The organism is Pseudomonas sp. NPDC079367 (genome assembly GCF_044542195.1).
Lineage (GTDB): Bacteria > Pseudomonadota > Gammaproteobacteria > Pseudomonadales > Pseudomonadaceae > Aquipseudomonas.
The window spans coordinates 9981-29551 of the sequence record NZ_JBITTW010000046.1; the positions used below are offsets into that span (position 1 = coordinate 9981).

17 protein-coding genes are annotated in these 19571 nt (G+C 61.3%); 16 read left to right on the top strand and 1 reads right to left on the bottom strand.

Annotated features, from left to right (window positions below; genetic code table 11):
- Positions 1–5 precede the first annotated feature (5 nt).
- The 16 genes from mraZ to lpxC all read left to right on the top strand — a co-directional run bounded on the left by mraZ (position 6) and on the right by lpxC (position 17823).
- Positions 6–461 carry a division/cell wall cluster transcriptional repressor MraZ gene (mraZ, locus tag ACIGDJ_RS24875; protein ID WP_007917012.1) on the top strand — a complete coding sequence of 152 codons (456 nt, stop codon included), beginning with the start codon at positions 6–8 and terminating at the stop codon, positions 459–461.
- Positions 458–1405, top strand: coding sequence for a 16S rRNA (cytosine(1402)-N(4))-methyltransferase RsmH (rsmH, locus tag ACIGDJ_RS24880; RefSeq protein ID WP_371918395.1), 948 nt, complete (start codon positions 458–460; stop codon positions 1403–1405). Before mraZ ends, rsmH begins: the two co-directional genes overlap by 4 nt.
- On the top strand, positions 1402–1695 hold the full coding sequence (ftsL, locus tag ACIGDJ_RS24885) for a cell division protein FtsL (protein WP_016773269.1): 294 nt from the start codon (positions 1402–1404) through the stop codon (positions 1693–1695). The genes rsmH and ftsL overlap by 4 nt, the downstream gene beginning before the upstream one ends.
- Complete coding sequence (locus ACIGDJ_RS24890; RefSeq protein ID WP_178081236.1) at positions 1695–3434, top strand: penicillin-binding protein 2; 1740 nt, start codon at positions 1695–1697, stop codon at positions 3432–3434. Before ftsL ends, ACIGDJ_RS24890 begins: the two co-directional genes overlap by 1 nt.
- Positions 3434–4897: a UDP-N-acetylmuramoyl-L-alanyl-D-glutamate--2,6-diaminopimelate ligase gene (locus tag ACIGDJ_RS24895; protein ID WP_101161958.1), complete on the top strand. Its 1464-nt coding sequence runs from the start codon at positions 3434–3436 to the stop codon at positions 4895–4897. Before ACIGDJ_RS24890 ends, ACIGDJ_RS24895 begins: the two co-directional genes overlap by 1 nt.
- Positions 4890–6257: a UDP-N-acetylmuramoyl-tripeptide--D-alanyl-D-alanine ligase gene (gene murF, locus ACIGDJ_RS24900; protein WP_313000760.1), complete on the top strand. Its 1368-nt coding sequence runs from the start codon at positions 4890–4892 to the stop codon at positions 6255–6257. Before ACIGDJ_RS24895 ends, murF begins: the two co-directional genes overlap by 8 nt.
- The gene (gene mraY / locus ACIGDJ_RS24905) at positions 6257–7339 is read left to right on the top strand and encodes a phospho-N-acetylmuramoyl-pentapeptide-transferase (protein WP_090286123.1); all 1083 of its coding nucleotides are present in this window, start codon (positions 6257–6259) and stop codon (positions 7337–7339) included. Before murF ends, mraY begins: the two co-directional genes overlap by 1 nt.
- 5 nt (positions 7340–7344) lie before the next feature.
- A complete protein-coding gene (gene murD / locus ACIGDJ_RS24910) occupies positions 7345–8691 on the top strand; it encodes a UDP-N-acetylmuramoyl-L-alanine--D-glutamate ligase (RefSeq protein ID WP_101161960.1) in 1347 nt (448 codons plus the stop codon).
- A complete protein-coding gene (gene ftsW, locus ACIGDJ_RS24915) occupies positions 8688–9905 on the top strand; it encodes a putative lipid II flippase FtsW (protein WP_016773276.1) in 1218 nt (405 codons plus the stop codon). Before murD ends, ftsW begins: the two co-directional genes overlap by 4 nt.
- A complete protein-coding gene (murG, locus tag ACIGDJ_RS24920; protein WP_123420121.1) occupies positions 9895–10965 on the top strand; it encodes an undecaprenyldiphospho-muramoylpentapeptide beta-N-acetylglucosaminyltransferase in 1071 nt (356 codons plus the stop codon). The genes ftsW and murG overlap by 11 nt, the downstream gene beginning before the upstream one ends.
- Entirely contained in the window at positions 10958–12418 is a 1461-nt protein-coding gene (gene murC, locus ACIGDJ_RS24925; RefSeq protein WP_101161963.1) for a UDP-N-acetylmuramate--L-alanine ligase, read from the top strand. The genes murG and murC overlap by 8 nt, the downstream gene beginning before the upstream one ends.
- The gene (locus ACIGDJ_RS24930; protein ID WP_101161964.1) at positions 12415–13389 is read left to right on the top strand and encodes a D-alanine--D-alanine ligase; all 975 of its coding nucleotides are present in this window, start codon (positions 12415–12417) and stop codon (positions 13387–13389) included. The genes murC and ACIGDJ_RS24930 overlap by 4 nt, the downstream gene beginning before the upstream one ends.
- A gap of 4 nt (positions 13390–13393) precedes the next feature.
- Positions 13394–14260 (top strand): cell division protein FtsQ/DivIB, encoded by an 867-nt coding sequence (locus ACIGDJ_RS24935; protein ID WP_397504639.1) that lies wholly within the window; start codon positions 13394–13396, stop codon positions 14258–14260.
- Between the two features lie 15 nt (positions 14261–14275).
- Positions 14276–15535, top strand: a complete 1260-nt coding sequence (gene ftsA / locus ACIGDJ_RS24940) for a cell division protein FtsA (protein ID WP_313000774.1) — start codon at positions 14276–14278, stop codon at positions 15533–15535.
- A 67-nt stretch (positions 15536–15602) separates the two neighbouring features.
- Entirely contained in the window at positions 15603–16799 is a 1197-nt protein-coding gene (gene ftsZ, locus ACIGDJ_RS24945) for a cell division protein FtsZ (RefSeq protein WP_101161966.1), read from the top strand.
- A gap of 112 nt (positions 16800–16911) precedes the next feature.
- Positions 16912–17823: a UDP-3-O-acyl-N-acetylglucosamine deacetylase gene (gene lpxC, locus ACIGDJ_RS24950; RefSeq protein ID WP_397504640.1), complete on the top strand. Its 912-nt coding sequence runs from the start codon at positions 16912–16914 to the stop codon at positions 17821–17823.
- Positions 17824–17972: 149 nt separating this feature from the next.
- Here the strand turns inward: lpxC and ACIGDJ_RS24955 are convergent, their stop codons facing one another.
- Complete coding sequence (locus tag ACIGDJ_RS24955) at positions 17973–19481, bottom strand: sensor domain-containing diguanylate cyclase (RefSeq protein ID WP_397479863.1); 1509 nt, start codon at positions 19479–19481, stop codon at positions 17973–17975.
- Positions 19482–19571 lie beyond the last annotated feature (90 nt).

Here is a 19571-nt window from a genome sequence, read left to right on the forward strand (position 1 = left end):
CTGACGTGTTTCGCGGAGCTAACGCTATCAGTCTCGATGCAAAGGGCCGTCTCGCTATGCCGAGCCGGTACCGTGACGAGCTCGATTCGCGCAGTTCCGGCCAATTGATCGTGACCATTGATGCCGTAGATCCATGTTTGTGTGTCTACCCGCTCGACGAGTGGGAAATCATTGAAACCAAGTTGCGCGCACTCCCTTCGCTTCGCGAAGAGAACCGTCGTCTGCAACGTTTGCTGATTGGTAATGCCGTCGACCTTGAACTCGATGGCAGTGGTCGTTTCCTGGTTCCGCCGCGTCTGCGCGAATACGCCAAGCTGGATAAGCGCGCAATGCTGGTGGGCCAACTGAACAAGTTCCAACTGTGGGACGAGGATGCATGGAACGCGGTGTCTGCCGCTGACCTTGCTGCTATTCAACAACCGGGCGCGATGCCTGATGAACTGCGTGATTTGATCCTGTGACTATTGATAGCGGCTTTAACCACATCACCGTACTGCTTGACGAAGCCGTCGAGGCTCTCGCCGTACGTCCTGATGGCTGCTATCTGGACGGCACGTTCGGGCGCGGTGGGCACAGCCGATTGATCCTCAGCCAGCTCGGGCCGGACGGTCGACTTATCGGATTCGACAAGGATCCTCAAGCGATTGCCACCGGGCAAACGCTAGCGGCCGAAGACGGCCGCTTTGTCGTTGTGCAGCGCAGCTTTGCCGAGCTCGGTTCGGTGGTTGCCGAGCAGGGTCTGGCCGGCAAGGTCAGCGGCATTCTGCTCGACCTCGGCGTGTCGTCGCCGCAACTCGACGACGCCGAGCGCGGCTTCAGTTTCCTCAATGACGGGCCGCTGGACATGCGCATGGACCCGTCCCGTGGCATCAGCGCGGCCGAGTTCGTCAACACCGCGCCGGCTGAAGAAATCGCCCGCGTGTTCAAGGAATACGGCGAAGAACGTTTCTCCGGGCGTATGGCCCGTGCCGTCGCCGAGCGTCGTGACATCAAGCCGTTCGAGCGCACCGCCGATCTGGCTGAAGTGCTGAAAGTCGCCAACCCGGCATGGGAAAAGGGCAAGAACCCGGCCACCCGCGCGTTCCAGGGCTTGCGCATTCACGTCAATAACGAATTGGGTGATCTGGAAGCGGGCCTCGAGGCCGCACTGGACGCGCTGGAAGTCGGCGGTCGTCTGGTGGTGATCAGCTTCCATTCGCTGGAAGACCGCATCGTCAAACTGTTCATGCGCAAACTGGTGAAAGGCGAGGCCGACAACCTGCCGCGCAACCTGCCGGTTCGCCATGTCGCCTTCGAACCGAAAATCAAAATCCACGGCAAAGCGCAGACGGCCTCTGATGCCGAACTCAAAGCCAACCCACGTTCCCGTAGCGCTGTCATGCGTGTTGCGGAGAAGTTGCGGTGAGCAAGCTCTTCGCCAAGCCATTGCCTGGCGGCAGCTTTCTGATGCTGCTGCTGTTTATCGGCGTGCTTTTTTCGGCCATCGCCGTGTCGTACAGCGCGCACTGGAATCGTCAGTTGCTCAACACCCTTTATAACGAACTCAGTGTGCGCGACAAGGCGCAGGCCGAGTGGGGCCGCTTGATTCTCGAGCAGAGCACCTGGACCGCGCACAGTCGCATTGAAGTGCTGGCCACCGAACAACTGAAAATGCACATTCCCGGCGCGGCTGACGTGAAGATGGTGGCGCCATGATGAAACTCGAAGGCGCACTGTTTCCGTGGCGCTTCCGCCTGATGGTGGCGCTGCTCGGTCTGATGGTCGCGGCGATCTGCTGGCGAATCATCGACCTGCAAGTGGTCGACCGTGACTTCCTCAAGGGGCAGGGCGACGCGCGCAGTCTGCGGCACATCCCGATTCCGGCGCACCGTGGTCTGATCACCGACCGTAATGGCGAGCCTCTGGCCGTGAGTACCCCGGTGACCACGCTGTGGGCGAACGCCAAGGAAATGCAGTCGGCCAAAGAGAAGTGGCCGGCACTCGCTGCCGCGCTGGGCCAGGATCCGAAAGCCCTGAGCGAGCGCCTCGAAGCGCAGGCCAACAAAGAATTCATCTATCTGGTGCGCGGATTGACCCCCGAGCAGGGCCAGGCCGTGCTCGATCTGAAAGTGCCGGGCGTTTACGGCATCGAAGAATTCCGCCGCTTCTACCCGGCCGGTGAAGTCACCGCGCACATGGTCGGGTTTACTGATATCGACGATCACGGTCGTGAAGGCGTCGAGCTGGCCTATGACGAATGGCTGGCCGGGGTGCCGGGCAAACGACAAGTGATCAAGGATCGCCGCGGACGGCTGATCAAGGATGTCCAGGTCACCAAGAACGCCAAGGCCGGCAAGCCCTTGGCGTTGTCGATTGACCTGCGTCTGCAATACCTGGCCAACCGCGAGCTGCGCAACGCGATCATCGAGAACGGCGCCAAGGCCGGCAGTCTGGTGATCATGGATGTGAAGACCGGCGAGATTCTCGCCATGGTCAATCAGCCGACCTACAACCCGAATAACCGCCGCAACCTGCAGCCGGCGATGATGCGCAACCGCGCGATGATCGACGTGTTCGAACCGGGTTCGACGATGAAAGCCATCTCGATGAGCGCGGCGATCGAAACCGGCCGCTGGAAACCGAGTGACACCGTCGAGGTGTATCCGGGCTCGTTGCAGATCGGCAAATACACCATTAAAGACGTATCGAAATCCGAAGGCCCGGTGCTCGACCTGACCGGCATTCTGATCAATTCCAGTAACGTCGGCATGAGTAAAGTCGCCTTCGATATCGGCGGTGAGACGATTTTCCGCCTCGCGCAGAAAGTCGGCCTTGGCCAGGACACCGGTCTGGGCTTCCCCGGCGAACGTGTCGGCAATCTGCCGAACTACCGCGAATGGCGCAAGGCCGAAACTGCAACCTTGTCTTACGGCTACGGTATTTCCGTGACCGCGATCCAGCTGGTGCACGCGTTCTCGGCGTTGGCCAACAACGGGCGCCTCGCGCCACTGACCCTGATCAAAACCGACAAGATGCCGCAGACCACGCAAGTGCTGCCCGAAGCCGTGGCAAAAACCATGCAGGGCATGTTGCAGCAAGTGATCGAAGCGCCGCGCGGCGTGTTCCGTGCACAAGTGCCGGCTTATCACGTCGGCGGCAAGTCGGGTACCGCGCGCAAGACCTCGGTCGGCACCAAGGGCTATGCGGAAAATTCTTACCGTTCGCTGTTCGCCGGCTTCGGCCCGATGAGCGATCCGCGTTACGCCATCGTTGTGGTGATCGATGAGCCGACCAAGGCCGGTTACTTCGGTGGTCTGGTTTCGGCGCCGGTGTTCAGCCGCGTGATGTCGGGCACCCTGCGCCTGATGAACGTGACCCCGGACAACCTGCCGACCACCCAACAGGCCAACGCCACCCCGGTCGTTCCGCTGAAAGCCAATGGAGGGCGCGGCTGATGTCATTGAGTCTGAACAAGATATTCCCCCACGCCGGCCACGATCTGTTGATCCGTGAACTGGCGCTGGACAGCCGCAACGTGCGCGCCGGCGATCTGTTTCTCGCCGTGCCCGGCGGCAAATTCGACGGTCGTGCGCACATCGCCGATGCCCTGCAACGCGGCGCCGCAGCCGTGGCGTATGAAGTGGAAGGCGCGACTGTGCTGCCGATCACCGATGTGCCGCTGATTCCGGTCAAAGGTCTGGCGGCGCAGCTGTCGGACATCGCCGGGCGCTTTTATGGTGAACCGAGTCATCACCTGAATCTGATCGGTGTGACTGGTACCAACGGCAAGACCAGCGTGACCCAACTGGTTGCGCAGGCACTGGATCTGCTCGGCCAGCATTGCGGCATCGTCGGCACCTTGGGTTCCGGCTTCTATGGCGCGCTGGAAAGCGGTTTGCATACCACGCCGAATCCGATCGCCGTGCAGGCGACGCTGGGCGACCTGAAAAAGGCCGGCGCCAAAGCCGTGGCCATGGAAGTGTCGTCCCACGGACTGGATCAGGGCCGGGTTACCGCGCTGGCGTTCGACGTGGCCGTGATGACCAACCTGTCCCGCGATCATCTGGATTACCACGGCACTATGCAGGCGTATGCCGAGGCCAAGGCCAGGCTGTTCGCCTGGAACGACCTGAAGTGCCGCGTGGTCAACCTCGACGACGATTTCGGCCGGCAACTGGCGGCGGAAAAACGCGAGTCGCGTTTGATCACCTACAGCCTGCTCGACAGCAGCGCTTACCTGTTCTGCCGCGAAGCGCAGTTCGATGACCACGGCGTGCGCGCCACGCTGGTCACGCCGCAGGGCGAGCATCATCTGCGCAGCACGTTGCTCGGGCGTTTCAACCTGAGCAACGTTCTGGCGGCAGTCGGCGCCTTGCTCGGGCTGGATTACGCCCTCGACGAAATTCTCAAGGTGCTACCGAAACTCGAAGGCCCGGCCGGGCGCATGCAGCGTCTGGGCGGCGGCACGCAGCCGCTGGTGGTGGTCGATTACGCCCACACTCCGGACGCGCTGGAAAAAGTCCTCAGCGCACTGCGCCCGCACGTCAAAGGTCAGTTGCTGTGTCTGTTCGGCTGTGGCGGTGATCGCGATCGCGGCAAGCGCCCTTTGATGGCTGAAGTGGTCGAGCGTCTGGCCGATCAGGTGCTGGTCACCGACGACAACCCGCGCACTGAAGATCCTGCTGTGATTTTCGACGACATCCGCGCCGGTTTCACCGCTGTGGATAAAGTCAGTTTCGTCGCCGGTCGCGGCCGGGCGATTGCGCAGTTGATTGCTGGCGCGACCGCTGACGACGTGATTGTGCTCGCCGGCAAAGGTCACGAGGACTATCAGGAAATCAACGGCGTGCGCCAGCCGTTTTCCGATCTGGTCGAGGCCGATCATGCCCTGACCGCGTGGGAGGTGGCCCATGCTTAAGGCCCTGACACTCAGCGAACTGACCAACGCCCTCCAAGCCCGCCTGATCGGCAGCGATGCCAGCTTCAATGGCGTCAGCATCGATAGCCGCGCCATTCAGCCGGGACAGCTTTTCGTCGCGCTGACTGGGCCGCGTTTCGACGGTCATGATTATCTGAACGACGTCGCCGGCAAAGGCGCCGTTGCAGCACTGGTCGAGCGCGAAGTCGCCGACAGCACGCTGCCGCAGTTGCTGGTCAAGGACACCCGTCAGGCCCTCGGCCAACTCGGCGCGTTGAACCGTGCTGCGTTCACCCAGCCAGTCGCGGCAGTGACCGGTTCCAGCGGCAAGACCACGGTCAAGGAAATGCTCGCGAGCATCCTGCGCACGCGCGGTCCGGTGCTGGCGACTCGTGGCAACCTGAACAATGACCTCGGCGTACCGCTGACCCTGATCGAACTGGCGCCGGAACATACATCGGCGGTGATTGAGCTGGGCGCCTCGCGTCTGGGCGAAATCGCCTACACCGTTGGGTTGACCAAACCGCATGTAGCGATTCTGAACAATGCCGGTACCGCACACGTTGGTGAGTTCGGTGGCCCGGAAAAAATCGTCGAAGCCAAAGGCGAAATCATCGAAGGCATCGCCGCTGATGGCATCGCCGTGCTCAACCTCGATGACAAAGCCTTCGGTATCTGGCAGACCCGTGCAGGCGCTCGCAAAGTATTGACCTTCGCTCTAAGCAACGTTCAGGCGGATTTCTACGCCAGCGACATGAGCACCGATGCGCGCGGTTGCCCCGCGTTCAATCTGCATACACCTGAAGGTAGCGAGCGTGTGCAGTTGAACCTGCTCGGCACCCATAACGTCGCCAACGCCCTGGCTGCCGCCGCTGCTGCGCACGCCTTGGGCGTGTCGCTGTTCGGCATCGCCACCGGCCTCGGCGCGGTGCAACCGGTCAAGGGCCGCACCGTCGCGCAGCTGGCGAAAAACGGCATGCGCGTGATCGATGACACCTACAACGCAAACCCCACCTCGATGTGCGCCGCCGTTGATATACTCGCCGGCTTTTCCGGCCGCACCGTCCTGGTGCTCGGGGATATCGGCGAGTTGGGCGAGTGGGCGGAGCAGGGGCACCGCGACGTGGGCGAGTACGCCCGAGGCAAGGTTTCCGCGCTTTACGCCGTCGGGCCAAACATGGTCCACGCCGTGAACGCTTTCGGTGAACAGGCGCATCACTTCGGCACGCAAGCCGAACTGATCCAGGCCCTCGACGCCGAGCAGGACACAAACACCACCATTTTGATCAAGGGTTCGCGCAGTGCAGCGATGGAAAACATCGTTGCGGCTCTGTGCGGGTCCAGTCTGGAGAAACATTAATGCTGCTGCTGCTAGCGGAGTATCTGCAACAGTTCTACAAAGGCTTCGCGGTCTTTCAGTACCTGACCCTGCGCGGGATTCTCGGTGTGCTGACCGCGCTGGTTTTGTCGCTGTGCTATGGCCCGTGGATGATCCGCACCCTGCAGAACCGTCAGATCGGCCAATCGGTACGTAACGACGGTCCGCAATCGCACCTGTCCAAATCCGGCACGCCGACCATGGGTGGCGCGCTGATCCTGTCTTCGATCGGCGTCAGCACCTTGCTCTGGGCTGACTTGAGCAACCGCTACGTCTGGGTGGTGCTGCTGGTGACCCTGCTGTTCGGCGCCATCGGTTGGGTCGACGATTACCGCAAAGTCATCGAGAAGAACTCCCGTGGCCTGCCGAGCCGCTGGAAGTATTTCTGGCAGTCGGTATTCGGCCTCGGTGCGGCGATCTTCCTTTATATGACCGCATCCACTCCGGTGGAAACCACGCTGATCCTGCCGATGCTCAAGGACTACAGCATTCCGTTGGGCGCCGGTTTCATCGTGCTGACCTATTTCGTGATTGTCGGTTCGAGCAACGCGGTCAACCTGACTGACGGCCTCGATGGGCTGGCGATCATGCCAACCGTAATGGTTGGCGGCGGTCTGGGAATTTTCTGCTACCTGTCGGGTAACGTGAAATTCGCCGAATACCTGCTGATTCCTTACGTGCCGGGCGCGGGCGAGCTGATCGTGTTCTGCGGCGCGCTGATCGGTGCCGGCCTCGGTTTCCTCTGGTTCAACACCTATCCAGCGCAAGTGTTCATGGGCGACGTCGGTGCCCTGGCACTCGGCGCGGCACTGGGCACCATCGCGGTGATCGTTCGTCAGGAAATCGTCCTGTTCATCATGGGCGGCGTGTTCGTGATGGAAACCCTGTCAGTGGTCATTCAGGTTGCGTCCTTTAAGCTCACCGGTCGTCGTGTGTTTCGCATGGCGCCGATCCACCACCACTTTGAACTCAAGGGCTGGCCCGAGCCGCGCGTGATCGTCCGTTTCTGGATCATCACCGTGATTCTCGTCCTGGTCGGCCTTGCCACCCTGAAGCTGAGGTAGAACGAGTGTCTCTGATCGCTTCTGACCACTTCCGCATCGTTGTCGGCCTCGGCAAGAGCGGCATGTCCCTGGTTCGCTTCCTGGCGAACCGGGGCACGTCGTTTGCCGTCGCCGACACGCGGGAAAATCCACCGGAACTGGCCACGCTCAAGCGTGACTATCCGCACGTGGAAGTGCGTTGTGGCGAGCTGGACGTCGAATTCCTCTGCCGTGCCGACGAGCTCTACGTGAGCCCCGGCCTGGCGCTGGCGACTCCGGCCCTGCAAGCCGCCGCCGCGCGTGGTGTGAAAATGTCCGGCGACATCGAGTTGTTCGCGCGTAACGCGCGGGCGCCGATCGTCGCGATCACCGGTTCCAACGCGAAAAGCACCGTCACCACACTGGTTGGCGAGATGGCCGCTGCCGCTGGCAAACGCGTCGCCGTCGGCGGCAACCTCGGCACACCGGCGCTGGATCTGCTCAGCGACGACGTCGAGCTGTACGTCATGGAGCTGTCGAGTTTCCAGCTGGAAACCACCGACCAGCTCAACGCCGAAGTTGCCACCGTGCTGAACATCAGCGAAGACCACATGGATCGCTACAGCGGTCTGCCGGCGTATCACCTGGCCAAGCACCGGATCTTCCGCGGCGCCAGGCAGTTCGTGGTCAACCGTCAGGATGCCCTGAGCCGTCCACTGATCGGCGAAGGCCAGCCATGCTGGACTTTTGGTTTGAGCAAACCGGACTTCAAGGCCTTCGGCATTCGCGAAGAAGATGGCGAGAAGTATCTGGCCTTCGAATTCCAGAACCTGATGCCGGTGCGTGAACTGAAGGTTCGCGGCGCACACAACCAGTCCAACGCTCTTGCAGCATTGGCGCTGGGTCACGCTGTGGGTTTGCCGTTCGACGCCATGCTCTCGGCACTGCGCACGTTTGCCGGCCTCGAGCACCGCTGCCAGTGGGTACGCGATCTCGACGGCGTGGCCTATTACAACGATTCCAAAGCCACCAACGTTGGCGCTGCGCTGGCCGCCATCGAAGGCCTCGGTGCGGACATCGACGGCAAGGTCATTCTGATCGCCGGCGGTGACGGCAAAGGCGCCGAATTCAACGATCTGCGCGATCCGGTGGCGGCCAACTGCCGCGCCGTAGTGCTGATGGGCCGCGACTCGGACAAGATCGGCGAAGCGCTCGGCGATGCCGTGCCCTTGATCCGCGCGACCTCGCTGGTCGACGCCGTCGCGCAATGCCGCGCCGCTGCCCAATCGGGTGACGTGGTGCTGCTGTCACCGGCCTGCGCCAGTTTCGACATGTTCAAGAATTATGAAGACCGTGGTCACCAGTTCGTCCGCGCCGTGGAGGAACTGGCATGAACCTGAGAAACATCATCAAGCCGTACCCGTCGCCGCTGATCACCGGGCGTGGCATTGATCTCGACTTCCCGATGCTCGCCGGTTGTCTGGCGCTGCTCGGTCTGGGTCTGATCATGATTGCCTCGGCGTCGACTGAAGTGGCGGCCGCGCAGTCGGGCAGCCCGCTGTATTACATGATTCGCCACCTTATTTATGTGGTGCTGGGTTTGGGTGCTTGCATCGTCACCATGATGATTCCGATCGCCACTTGGCAACGCCTCGGCTGGATGATGCTGATCGGCGCGTTCGGTTTGCTGGTGATGGTGATCATCCCCGGCATCGGCCGCGAAGTGAACGGTTCGATGCGCTGGATCGGTTTCAGTTTCTTCAACGTGCAGCCTTCGGAAATCGCCAAGGTGTTTGTGGTGATCTACCTCGCCGGTTATCTGGTGCGCCGCCAGAAAGAAGTGCGTGAGAGCTGGATGGGCTTCTTCAAGCCGTTCATTGTCCTGCTGCCGATGGCCGGTCTGTTGCTGATGGAACCGGACTTCGGCGCCACCGTAGTCATGATGGGCGCGGCGGCGGCGATGCTGTTCCTTGGCGGGGTCGGGTTGTTCCGCTTCTCGCTGATGGTGGTGCTGGCGGTTGGCGCGGTGGTGTTGCTGATCCAGATGCAGCCTTATCGAATGGCGCGTCTGACCAACTTTGCCGACCCGTGGGCTGACCAGTTCGGCGCCGGCTATCAACTGTCGCAAGCCTTGATCGCTTTCGGTCGCGGCGAGTGGCTTGGCGTCGGCCTGGGCAACAGCGTGCAGAAACAGTTCTACCTGCCGGAAGCGCATACCGACTTCGTGTTCTCGGTACTTGCTGAAGAACTTGGCGCGGTCGGTTCGCTGTGCACCGTCGCGCTGTTCGTGTTCGTGTGTATTCGCGGCATGTACATCGGCCTGTGGGCGGAGAAGGCCAAGCAGTTCTTCGCCGCTTACGTGGCTTATGGCTTGTCGTTCCTGTGGATTGGACAGTTCCTGATCAACATCGGTGTGAACGTCGGCCTGCTGCCAACCAAGGGTCTGACCCTGCCGTTCCTCAGTTACGGCGGCAGCTCGCTGGTGATCTGCTGCGCCTGTCTGGGTCTGTTGCTGCGCATCGAGTGGGAGAGTCGAACCCACCTGGGCAGCGAAGAGATGGAATTCCAGGAGAGCGACTTCGCTGAGGAGCCGACTCATGGGCGCTAACGTATTGATCATGGCCGGCGGTACCGGTGGTCATGTGTTCCCGGCGCTGGCCTGTGCCCGCGAATTTCAGGCGCGCGGCTACACCGTGCACTGGCTTGGCACGCCGCGCGGCATCGAAAACGAACTGGTCCCGGCGGCAGGTCTTGAATTGCACCGGATCAACGCCAGCGGCCTGCGCGGCAAGGGCAAGCTGTCGCTGCTAAAGGCACCGTTGATGTTGCTGAAATCGGTTTGGCAGGCGCGGGCGATCATGCGCCGGCTGAAACCGGTGTGTGTGGTCGGCTTCGGTGGTTATGTGACCGGCCCCGGCGGCCTTGCCGCGAAACTGGCCGGCGTGCCGGTGATCGTTCACGAGCAGAACGCTGTCGCCGGCACCGCCAATCGGTTGCTGGTGCCGTTCGCCGCCCGAGTGTGTGAAGCGTTCCCCGACACCTTTACTCTGTCGGACAGCCGCCGTACCACCGGTAATCCGGTGCGCAGCGAGCTGTTCCTCGAAACATCGCGACCGGCGCTGGCCGGCCGCAAAGCGCGTTTGCTGATCCTTGGCGGTAGCCTGGGCGCAGAACCGTTGAATAAATTACTGCCTGAAGCCCTGGCCCAAGTCGCTGCCGATTTGCGCCCGGAAGTGTTTCATCAGGCCGGCAAGAATCACGATGAAGTGACTGCCGAGCGTTACCGCGCCGCAGGCGTGGAAGCGCAGGTGCAGCCGTTCATCAAAGACATGGCCCAAGCCTATGGCTGGGCTGACCTGGTGGTGTGCCGCGCCGGCGCGCTGACCATCAGTGAGCTGGCGGCCGCCGGTCTGCCCTCGATGCTGGTGCCTTTGCCCCACGCGATCGACGATCACCAGACCCGCAACGCCGATTATTTGGCCCGCGAAGGCGCTGCCTTCCTGATGCCGCAAAGAACGACTGGTGCCGCGGACCTTGCCGCGCGCCTGACAGAGGTCTTGATGCAACCGCAACGACTCGAAGCAATGGCCCAAGCGGCCCGCCGACTGGCCAAACCCGATGCCACCCGTAGCGTGGTCGATACCTGTCTGGAGGTGGCCCATGGTTGAGAATCAGAAAGCCATGCCACAACCGGAAATGCGCCGCATCCGTCGCATCCACTTCGTCGGTATCGGCGGCGTGGGCATGTGCGGTATCGCTGAAGTGTTGTTGAACCTGGGCTATCAAGTCTCCGGTTCCGACCTTAAAGCGTCGCCGGTCACCGAGCGGCTGGAATCGTTTGGCGCGCAGATCTTCATCGGTCACCGTGCCGAGAACGCCGCTACCGCCGACGTACTGGTGGTCTCTAGCGCTGTGAATACCTCCAACCCGGAAGTCGCGACTGCGCTTGAGCGTCGTATCCCGGTGGTACCGCGTGCGGAAATGCTCGCCGAACTGATGCGCTATCGCCACGGCATCGCCGTCGCCGGTACGCACGGCAAAACCACGACGACCAGCCTGATCGCTTCGGTGTTCGCTGCCGGTGGCCTCGATCCGACCTTCGTGATCGGTGGCCGGTTGAATGCGGCGGGTACCAATGCCCAGCTCGGCACCAGCCGTTACCTGATCGCCGAAGCCGACGAGAGCGATGCGAGCTTCCTGCACCTGCAACCGTTGGTGGCCGTGGTCACCAATATCGACGCCGACCATATGGCGACCTACGATGGCGACTTCAACAAACTGAAGAAAACCTTCGTTGAATTCCTGCACAACCTGCCGTTCTACGGGCTGGCGGTGATGTGCCTGGACGATCCGGTGGTGCGCGAAATCCTCCCGCTGGTCAAACGTCCGACCGTGACCTACGGCTTCAGCGAAGACGCTGACGTGCGCGCAATCAATGTGCGCCAGCAGGGCATGCAGACCTTCTTCACCGTGCTGCGCCCGGATCGCGAGCCGCTTGACGTGTCGGTGAACATGCCCGGCAATCACAACGTGCTCAACTCGCTGGCGACCATCTGCATCGCCACCGACGAAGGCGTCAGCGATGAAGCCATCGTGCAGGGCCTTTCGGGTTTCCAGGGCGTTGGTCGGCGCTTCCAGGTCTACGGCGAACTGCCGGTGGAGGGCGGCAACGTGATGCTGGTCGACGACTACGGCCATCACCCGACCGAAGTCGCGGCGGTGATCAAAGCCGTGCGCGGTGGCTGGCCGGAGCGCCGTCTGGTGATGGTCTACCAGCCACATCGCTACAGCCGCACGCGCGATCTGTACGACGACTTCGTCAATGTACTGGCCGACGCCAACGTGCTGCTGCTGATGGAAGTGTATCCGGCCGGCGAAGAGCCGATCCCGGGCGCCGACAGCCGCAAACTGTGCAACAGCATCCGCCAGCGCGGCCAGCTCGACCCGATCTACATCGAGCGTGGCGTCGACCTCGCGCCGCTGGTCAAGCCGCTGCTGCGTGCCGGCGACATCCTGTTGTGCCAGGGCGCGGGTGATATCGGCGGTCTCGCGCCGAAGCTGTTGAAAAGTGAATTGTTCGCCGGCGCCGTGGCGGCGCCGGTCGAGGGGAAGTTGAAATGACTGCTGCCTACGCCAAGCTGTTCTCCACGATCGCGCCAAAAGACTTCGGCCGCGTCGCCGTGCTTTTTGGCGGCCTGAGTGCCGAGCGTGAGGTTTCGCTGAAATCCGGTAACGCCGTGCTCGAGGCGCTGCAAAGCGCTGGCGTCGACGCGTTCGGCATCGATGTGGGTCAAGACTTCCTGCAACGTCTGCTCAGCGAAAAGATCGACCGTGCGTTCATCATTCTCCACGGTCGCGGCGGTGAAGACGGCAGCATGCAGGGATTGCTCGAATGCGCGGGCATTCCCTACACCGGCAGTGGCATTCTGGCCTCGGCACTGGCGATGGACAAACTGCGCACCAAGCAGGTCTGGCACAGCCTCGGCATTCCGACGCCGCGTCACGCCGTGCTGTGCAGCGAAGCCGATTGTATTTCGGCGGCGACGGAACTGGGCCTGCCTTTGATCGTCAAACCGGCGCATGAAGGTTCAAGTATCGGGATGGCCAAAGTGAGTTCTGCGTCCGAGTTGATCGACGCATGGAAAGCGGCCAGTACCTACGATTCACAAGTGTTGGTCGAGCAATGGATTCAAGGTCCGGAGTTCACCATCGCCACTCTGCGTGACCAGGTGTTGCCTCCTATCGCCCTGGGTACACCGCACACGTTCTACGACTACGACGCCAAGTACATCGCCAACGATACCCAGTACCGCATTCCGTGCGGGCTGGATGCCGCCAAAGAACAGGAACTCATGGATCTCACGGCCAAGGCCTGTGAGGCGCTGGGTATTGCCGGTTGGGGCCGGGCGGACGTGATGCAGGACGCCGACGGGCAGTTCTGGTTCCTCGAAGTGAATACCGCACCGGGCATGACCGATCACAGTCTGGTGCCGATGGCGGCGCGTGCTGCCGGTCTGGATTTCCAGCAACTGGTACTGGCCATTCTGGCCGCCAGCGTTGAAGACGCTGGCAATAAAGAGGCGCGAGGTTAAGACCATGCAAGGCGCTCATCTGCGACATCAGCCCCCCGCACCCGGCCGCAAGCCGGTGCCGCGTGGCGCCAGCCGAATGGTGGCGAAAGAGCCGATGTCCGCGCGCCTGCCGAAAGCCAATTTCGGCTTTTTGAAAAGTCTGTTCTGGCCGGTGCTGCTGGTGGCGCTGGGCTTCGGTACCTATGAAGGCGCGCAGCGGCTGCTGCCGTACGCCGACCGGCCGATCAGCAAGATCGCGGTGCAGGGCGACTTGAGCTACATCAGCCAGCAGGCGGTGCAGCAGCGGATTGCACCGTTCGTGGCGTCGAGCTTCTTCACCATCGACCTCGCCGGTATGCGTACCGAGCTTGAGCAGATGCCGTGGATTGCCCACGCCGAAGTGCGTCGGGTATGGCCGGATCAGGTAGTGATCCGTCTCGAAGAGCAATTGCCGGTGGCGCGTTGGGGCGATGAGTCGTTGCTCAATAACCAGGGCCAGGCGTTTACGCCCAAGGAACTGGCGAACTACGAACACCTGCCGCAGCTGTTCGGCCCACAGAGGGCTCAGCAGCAGGTGATGCAGCAGTATCAGGTGTTGAGCCAGATGTTGCGCCCGCTGGGTTTTTCGATTGCACGCCTGGAATTGCGTGAACGCGGCAGCTGGTTCCTGACTACCGGTGCCGGCAGTTCGGGGCCTGGCATCGATCTGCTGTTGGGACGCGGCAACCTGGTGGAAAAGATGCGCCGCTTCATCGCCATCTATGACAAGACGCTGAAAGAGCAGATTACGAACATTGCGCGCATCGATCTGCGCTACGCCAACGCCCGCCCCGAGGGCTGCCGCGAACCCGTACCGCCGACGACAGCCCAACCCGCTGTCGCAAAGAATTAAGAAGAGGCAGGACCCATGGCAAACGTGCAAAGCGGCAAAATGATCGTCGGTCTGGATATCGGCACTTCCAAGGTGGTGGCGCTGGTAGGCGAGGTCGCGGACGACGGTCAGCTGGAAATCGTCGGGATCGGCACGCATCCGTCCCGCGGCCTGAAGAAGGGCGTGGTGGTCAACATCGAATCCACCGTGCAGTCGATCCAGCGCGCGATCGAAGAAGCCCAGCTGATGGCCGGCTGCCGCATTCACTCGGCTTTTGTCGGCGTGGCGGGCAATCACATCCGCAGCCTGAACTCCCACGGCATCGTCGCGATCCGCGATCGCGAAGTCAGTTCGGCCGACCTTGAGCGGGTGCTCGACGCCGCTCAGGCTGTGGCGATCCCGGCTGACCAGCGCGTGCTGCACACCCTGCCGCAGGATTACGTGATCGATAACCAGGAAGGCGTGCGCGAACCACTGGGCATGTCCGGTGTGCGTCTGGAAGCCAAGGTTCACGTTGTCACCTGCGCCGTCAACGCCGCACAGAACATTGAAAAATGCGTGCGCCGCTGCGGTCTGGAAATCGACGACATCATCCTTGAGCAATTGGCCTCGGCCTACTCGGTCCTCACTGACGACGAAAAAGAACTGGGTGTGTGCCTGGTCGACATCGGCGGCGGCACCACTGACATCGCGATCTTCACTGAAGGCGCGATCCGTCACACCGCAGTGATCCCGATTGCCGGTGATCAGGTGACCAACGACATCGCCATGGCGCTGCGCACGCCGACTCAATACGCCGAAGAAATCAAGATCCGTTACGCCTGCGCCCTGGCCAAACTGGCCGGTGCCGGTGAAACCATCAAGGTGCCAAGCGTCGGCGATCGTCCACCGCGCGAACTGTCGCGTCAGGCCCTGGCCGAAGTGGTCGAGCCGCGTTACGACGAACTGTTCACGCTGATTCAGGCGGAGCTGCGTCGCAGCGGCTACGAAGACCTGATCCCGGCGGGCATCGTGCTCACCGGCGGTACTTCGAAAATGGAAGGCGCCACTGAACTGGCCGAGGAAATCTTCCACATGCCGGTGCGCCTCGGTGTACCGCATGGCGTGAAGGGTCTGGATGATGTGGTGCGCAATCCGATTTATTCCACTGGCGTTGGCTTGTTGATGTACGGCTTGCAGAAGCAGTCCGACGGAGTTTCGTTTTCCGGCATCGGCAGCCGCGACAGCTACAGCAACGAAGAGCCACAGGCGCCGTTGCTGGACCGCTTGAAGAAGTGGGTTCAAGGCAATTTTTAAAGCTTTACCGCAACACCGCTACAAACAGCAGTAGGCGAAAAAACTAGAGAATGTAAGGAGAGGGAAAATGTTCGAACTCGTAGACAACATCCCCGCAAGCCCGGTAATCAAAGTTATCGGTGTCGGCGGTGGCGGCGGCAACGCTGTCAATCACATGGTCAAGAGCAACATCGAAGGCGTTGAGTTCATCTGCGCCAACACCGATGCTCAAGCGCTGAAAAACATCGGCGCGCGGACCATCCTGCAACTGGGCACCGGCGTGACCAAAGGCCTGGGTGCCGGCGCGAATCCGGAAGTCGGCCGTCAAGCCGCTCTGGAAGACCGCGAACGCATTGCCGAAGTGCTGCAGGGCACCAACATGGTGTTCATCACCACTGGCATGGGCGGCGGTACCGGTACCGGTGCAGCGCCGATCATTGCCGAAGTGGCCAAGGAAATGGGCATCCTGACCGTTGCGGTCGTGACCCGTCCGTTCCCGTTCGAAGGCCGCAAGCGTATGCAGATCGCCGACGAAGGCATCCGTATGCTTTCCGAAAGCGTTGACTCGTTGATCACCATTCCGAACGAAAAACTGCTGACCATCCTCGGCAAAGATGCCAGCCTGCTGTCGGCTTTCGCCAAGGCAGACGATGTACTGGCCGGTGCCGTTCGCGGTATCTCCGACATCATCAAGCGTCCGGGCATGATCAACGTCGACTTCGCCGACGTGCGCACCGTGATGAGCGAAATGGGCATGGCAATGATGGGCACTGGCTGCGCCAGCGGTCCGAACCGTGCACGTGAAGCCACCGAAGCGGCGATCCGCAACCCGCTGCTCGAAGACGTCAACCTGCAAGGCGCGCGCGGCATTCTGGTGAACATCACCGCAGGTCCCGACCTGTCGCTGGGTGAGTACTCCGACGTCGGTTCGATCATCGAAGCCTTCGCTTCCGAGCACGCGATGGTCAAGGTCGGTACCGTTATCGATCCGGACATGCGCGACGAGCTGCACGTGACCGTGGTTGCTACCGGTCTGGGCGCGAAAATCGAGAAGCCTGTGAAGGTCATCGACAACACCGTTCACACCTCCATGGCTTCGGCGCAGGTGCAGCAACCGGCTCCGGCACGTCAGGAGCAGCCTGCGGTGAACTACCGTGATCTGGATCGTCCGACCGTGATGCGCAACCAGGCTCAGGCCGGGGCTGCGGCTGCCGCGAAGATGAATCCGCAGGATGACCTGGACTACCTGGACATTCCGGCATTCCTGCGTCGTCAGGCCGATTGATGGAATGTATCAGGGCTATGAAGGTGATTGGTGTTCAGCAAAGGCATGGTCTGCTATCATCGCCAGCCTTTGTTGATACCAGTTCGCAATTTGCGCTGAAGCGGCCCAAGCCATGATTAAACAACGCACACTGAAAAATATTATCCGTGCCACAGGTGTAGGCCTGCACTCCGGGGAGAAGGTCTACCTGACCCTCAAGCCTGCGCCTGTCGACACTGGCATTGTGTTTTGTCGCGCTGACCTCGACCCTGTGGTGCAGATTCCTGCCCGCGCGGAAAACGTCGGTGAAACCACTATGTCGACGACGCTGATCAATGGCGACGTCAAAGTGGACACGGTAGAGCACTTGCTCTCGGCCATGGCTGGCCTGGGCATCGATAACGCCTACGTCGAGCTCTCCGCGTCCGAAGTCCCGATCATGGATGGCAGCGCTGGACCCTTCGTATTCCTGATTCAATCGGCAGGCCTGGAAGAACAGGACGCCGCCAAGAAATTCATCCGCATCCTGCGTGAAGTGACAGTGGAAGACGGCGACAAGCGCGCCACTTTCGTCCCTGTCGAAGGCTTCAAGGTGAGCTTCGAGATCGATTTCGATCACCCGGTATTCCGGGACCGCACCCAGAGTGCAAGCGTGGATTTTTCCAGCACTTCGTTCGTAAAAGAAGTCAGCCGCGCGCGTACCTTTGGCTTCATGAGTGACATCGAGTACCTGCGCAAGCACAACCTCGCACTCGGCGGCAGCGTGGAAAACGCGATCGTGGTCGACGCTGATGGCGTGTTGAACGAAGACGGTCTTCGTTACGAAGACGAATTCGTCAAACACAAGATCCTCGATGCGATTGGCGACCTGTACCTGCTGGGCAATAGCCTGATTGGTGAGTTCAAAGGCTTCAAGTCCGGTCATGCACTGAACAACCAGCTGCTGCGCAAATTGATTGAGCAGACAGATGCCTGGGAAGTCGTGACGTTCGAAGACGCCAGCACCGCACCAATCTCTTACATGCGCCCGGTTGCGGCGGTGTAAGTAAAAAACCTCTCTAGTTTTTTGAAGGCCATCCTCGGATGGCCTTTTTTTATGCCCTTTCAAAAGCAAAAGATCGCAGCCTTCGGCAGCTCCTACACGGATACCGCATTCCAGATGTAGGAGCTGCCGAAGGCTGCGATCTTTTGACTTTAAAATGACACTACAACGCGATTACGCCCGCCTTCCTTGGCCTGATACAACGCCTTGTCCGCCGCAAACAGCAGATGCTCCAGCGTCATCTCGCTCGCCGAAGTCCACGTGGCGATGCCAATACTCACCGTCATCTCCCGCTCAGCGCCCTCGGCTCTTGGCAGGTTTTGCACCGCCTGACGAATCTGCTCGGCGATCTGTTGCGCCCCCGCGCAGTCCGTCTCGGCGAGAATCACCGAAAATTCTTCTCCGCCATAACGCGCGACCAGATCCGCCGGGCGTCGCACGTTCGCAGTGATTACCTTGGCCAGCTCGCGCAGGACCTGATCCCCGGCCTGATGGCCATGTCGGTCATTGAATGCTTTGAAGTGGTCGGCATCGATCATCATCACCGACAGCGGCTGGCCCGAGCGCTGGGCGCGGAACCATTCGTGGCGCAAGGTCTGGTCGAGCATGCGCCGGTTGGCCACGCCGGTCAGATCGTCGGTGGCGGCCAGTTGTGCCAGTTCGCGTTCGGCGCGATGACGCAAGCGCAGTTCCCGGGCGAGCAGCCAAGTCAGCCACAACAGACCCAGGCATAACACGCCGGTAGCACCACTGATCAATATCGCCGTTCGCCGCCAAGTGCCGAACACTTCATCGCTGGACAAGGCCACCATCACGGTCAACGGCAAATTGCCCACCCGCGAGTAGGTATAGAGCCGGCGCTGTTCATCCATGCTGGAGGTGCTGGTGAAACTGCCGGTGCCATCGCGGTCATTGAGAATGCGCACGACATTGGGCCGGTTGCCGAAGCTCTTGCCCACCGAGTCGCTCTGCAGATAGGGCTTTTGCGCGAGCAACACGCCATCGCTGTTGATGATGTTCAGTGTGCTGTCCGTGCCGATGTCGAGGCTTTTGAACAGCTCGTCGAAGTAGTCGAGTTTTAACGATGCCACCGCCACGCCAAGGAATTCACCGGTCTGAGAGGAGATGCGGCGACTGAAGCTGATGCGCCACTGATCGGCCTCTGCGCAATCGCAACGGGTCTTGAAAGGTCGGCTGATGAACATCCCTGTATCGCGGTTGAACGCGTGCGCAAGGAAGTAATCACGGTCGGCGAAATTGCCCGGTTTCGGTTCGATGCGCGAGGAGTCGGCGATCACTTCGCCATGCTTGTCGAGCAGCAGAATGTCGCCCTTGAAGCGCGCCGTGGTCGAGCGGTCGAAGAGCGCCAGATGACGGATCTGCGGCGAGACGTTCTGCAGGTCGTCCCGCTGGGCGGCGGCGATCAGGCCTTGCAGTGTCAGGTCGTACAGCTCGACGGTGCGCAGTACATCGGCGTCGATCAATTGCGCGATGGTGGTGGCGCGGCGGGTGGCGGCTTCCTGCGCGCTGGCGTACTCGCGGATCAGCAGAAAGGTGACGATGCACACCATCGCAATCACGGTCAACAGGCTGCCGACAATCAACAGGCGCTCGGGGCGGCCGGTCTGGCCTGTGCTGGATGGAGTGCGGCTGGCGATCATGATGGGGGTTCGGTTGGGGTGGTTTCATAAGCTTAGTAGGGCTAACGCCGGAAAACCTTGTGGGAGCGGGCTTGCTCGCGAAAGCGGTCG

Coding starts and splice junctions, on each gene's coding strand:
- ACIGDJ_RS24935 (WP_397504639.1), top strand. CDS start 13,394: ATGCAAGGCGCTCATCTGCGACATCAGCCCCCCGCACCCGGCCGCAAG.
- murG (WP_123420121.1), top strand. CDS start 9,895: ATGGGCGCTAACGTATTGATCATGGCCGGCGGTACCGGTGGTCATGTG.
- ACIGDJ_RS24955 (WP_397479863.1), bottom strand. CDS start 19,481: ATGATCGCCAGCCGCACTCCATCCAGCACAGGCCAGACCGGCCGCCCC.
- ftsW (WP_016773276.1), top strand. CDS start 8,688: ATGAACCTGAGAAACATCATCAAGCCGTACCCGTCGCCGCTGATCACC.
- ACIGDJ_RS24890 (WP_178081236.1), top strand. CDS start 1,695: ATGAAACTCGAAGGCGCACTGTTTCCGTGGCGCTTCCGCCTGATGGTG.
- ftsA (WP_313000774.1), top strand. CDS start 14,276: ATGGCAAACGTGCAAAGCGGCAAAATGATCGTCGGTCTGGATATCGGC.
- lpxC (WP_397504640.1), top strand. CDS start 16,912: ATGATTAAACAACGCACACTGAAAAATATTATCCGTGCCACAGGTGTA.
- murC (WP_101161963.1), top strand. CDS start 10,958: ATGGTTGAGAATCAGAAAGCCATGCCACAACCGGAAATGCGCCGCATC.
- mraY (WP_090286123.1), top strand. CDS start 6,257: ATGCTGCTGCTGCTAGCGGAGTATCTGCAACAGTTCTACAAAGGCTTC.
- murF (WP_313000760.1), top strand. CDS start 4,890: ATGCTTAAGGCCCTGACACTCAGCGAACTGACCAACGCCCTCCAAGCC.
- ACIGDJ_RS24895 (WP_101161958.1), top strand. CDS start 3,434: ATGTCATTGAGTCTGAACAAGATATTCCCCCACGCCGGCCACGATCTG.
- ftsZ (WP_101161966.1), top strand. CDS start 15,603: ATGTTCGAACTCGTAGACAACATCCCCGCAAGCCCGGTAATCAAAGTT.
- ACIGDJ_RS24930 (WP_101161964.1), top strand. CDS start 12,415: ATGACTGCTGCCTACGCCAAGCTGTTCTCCACGATCGCGCCAAAAGAC.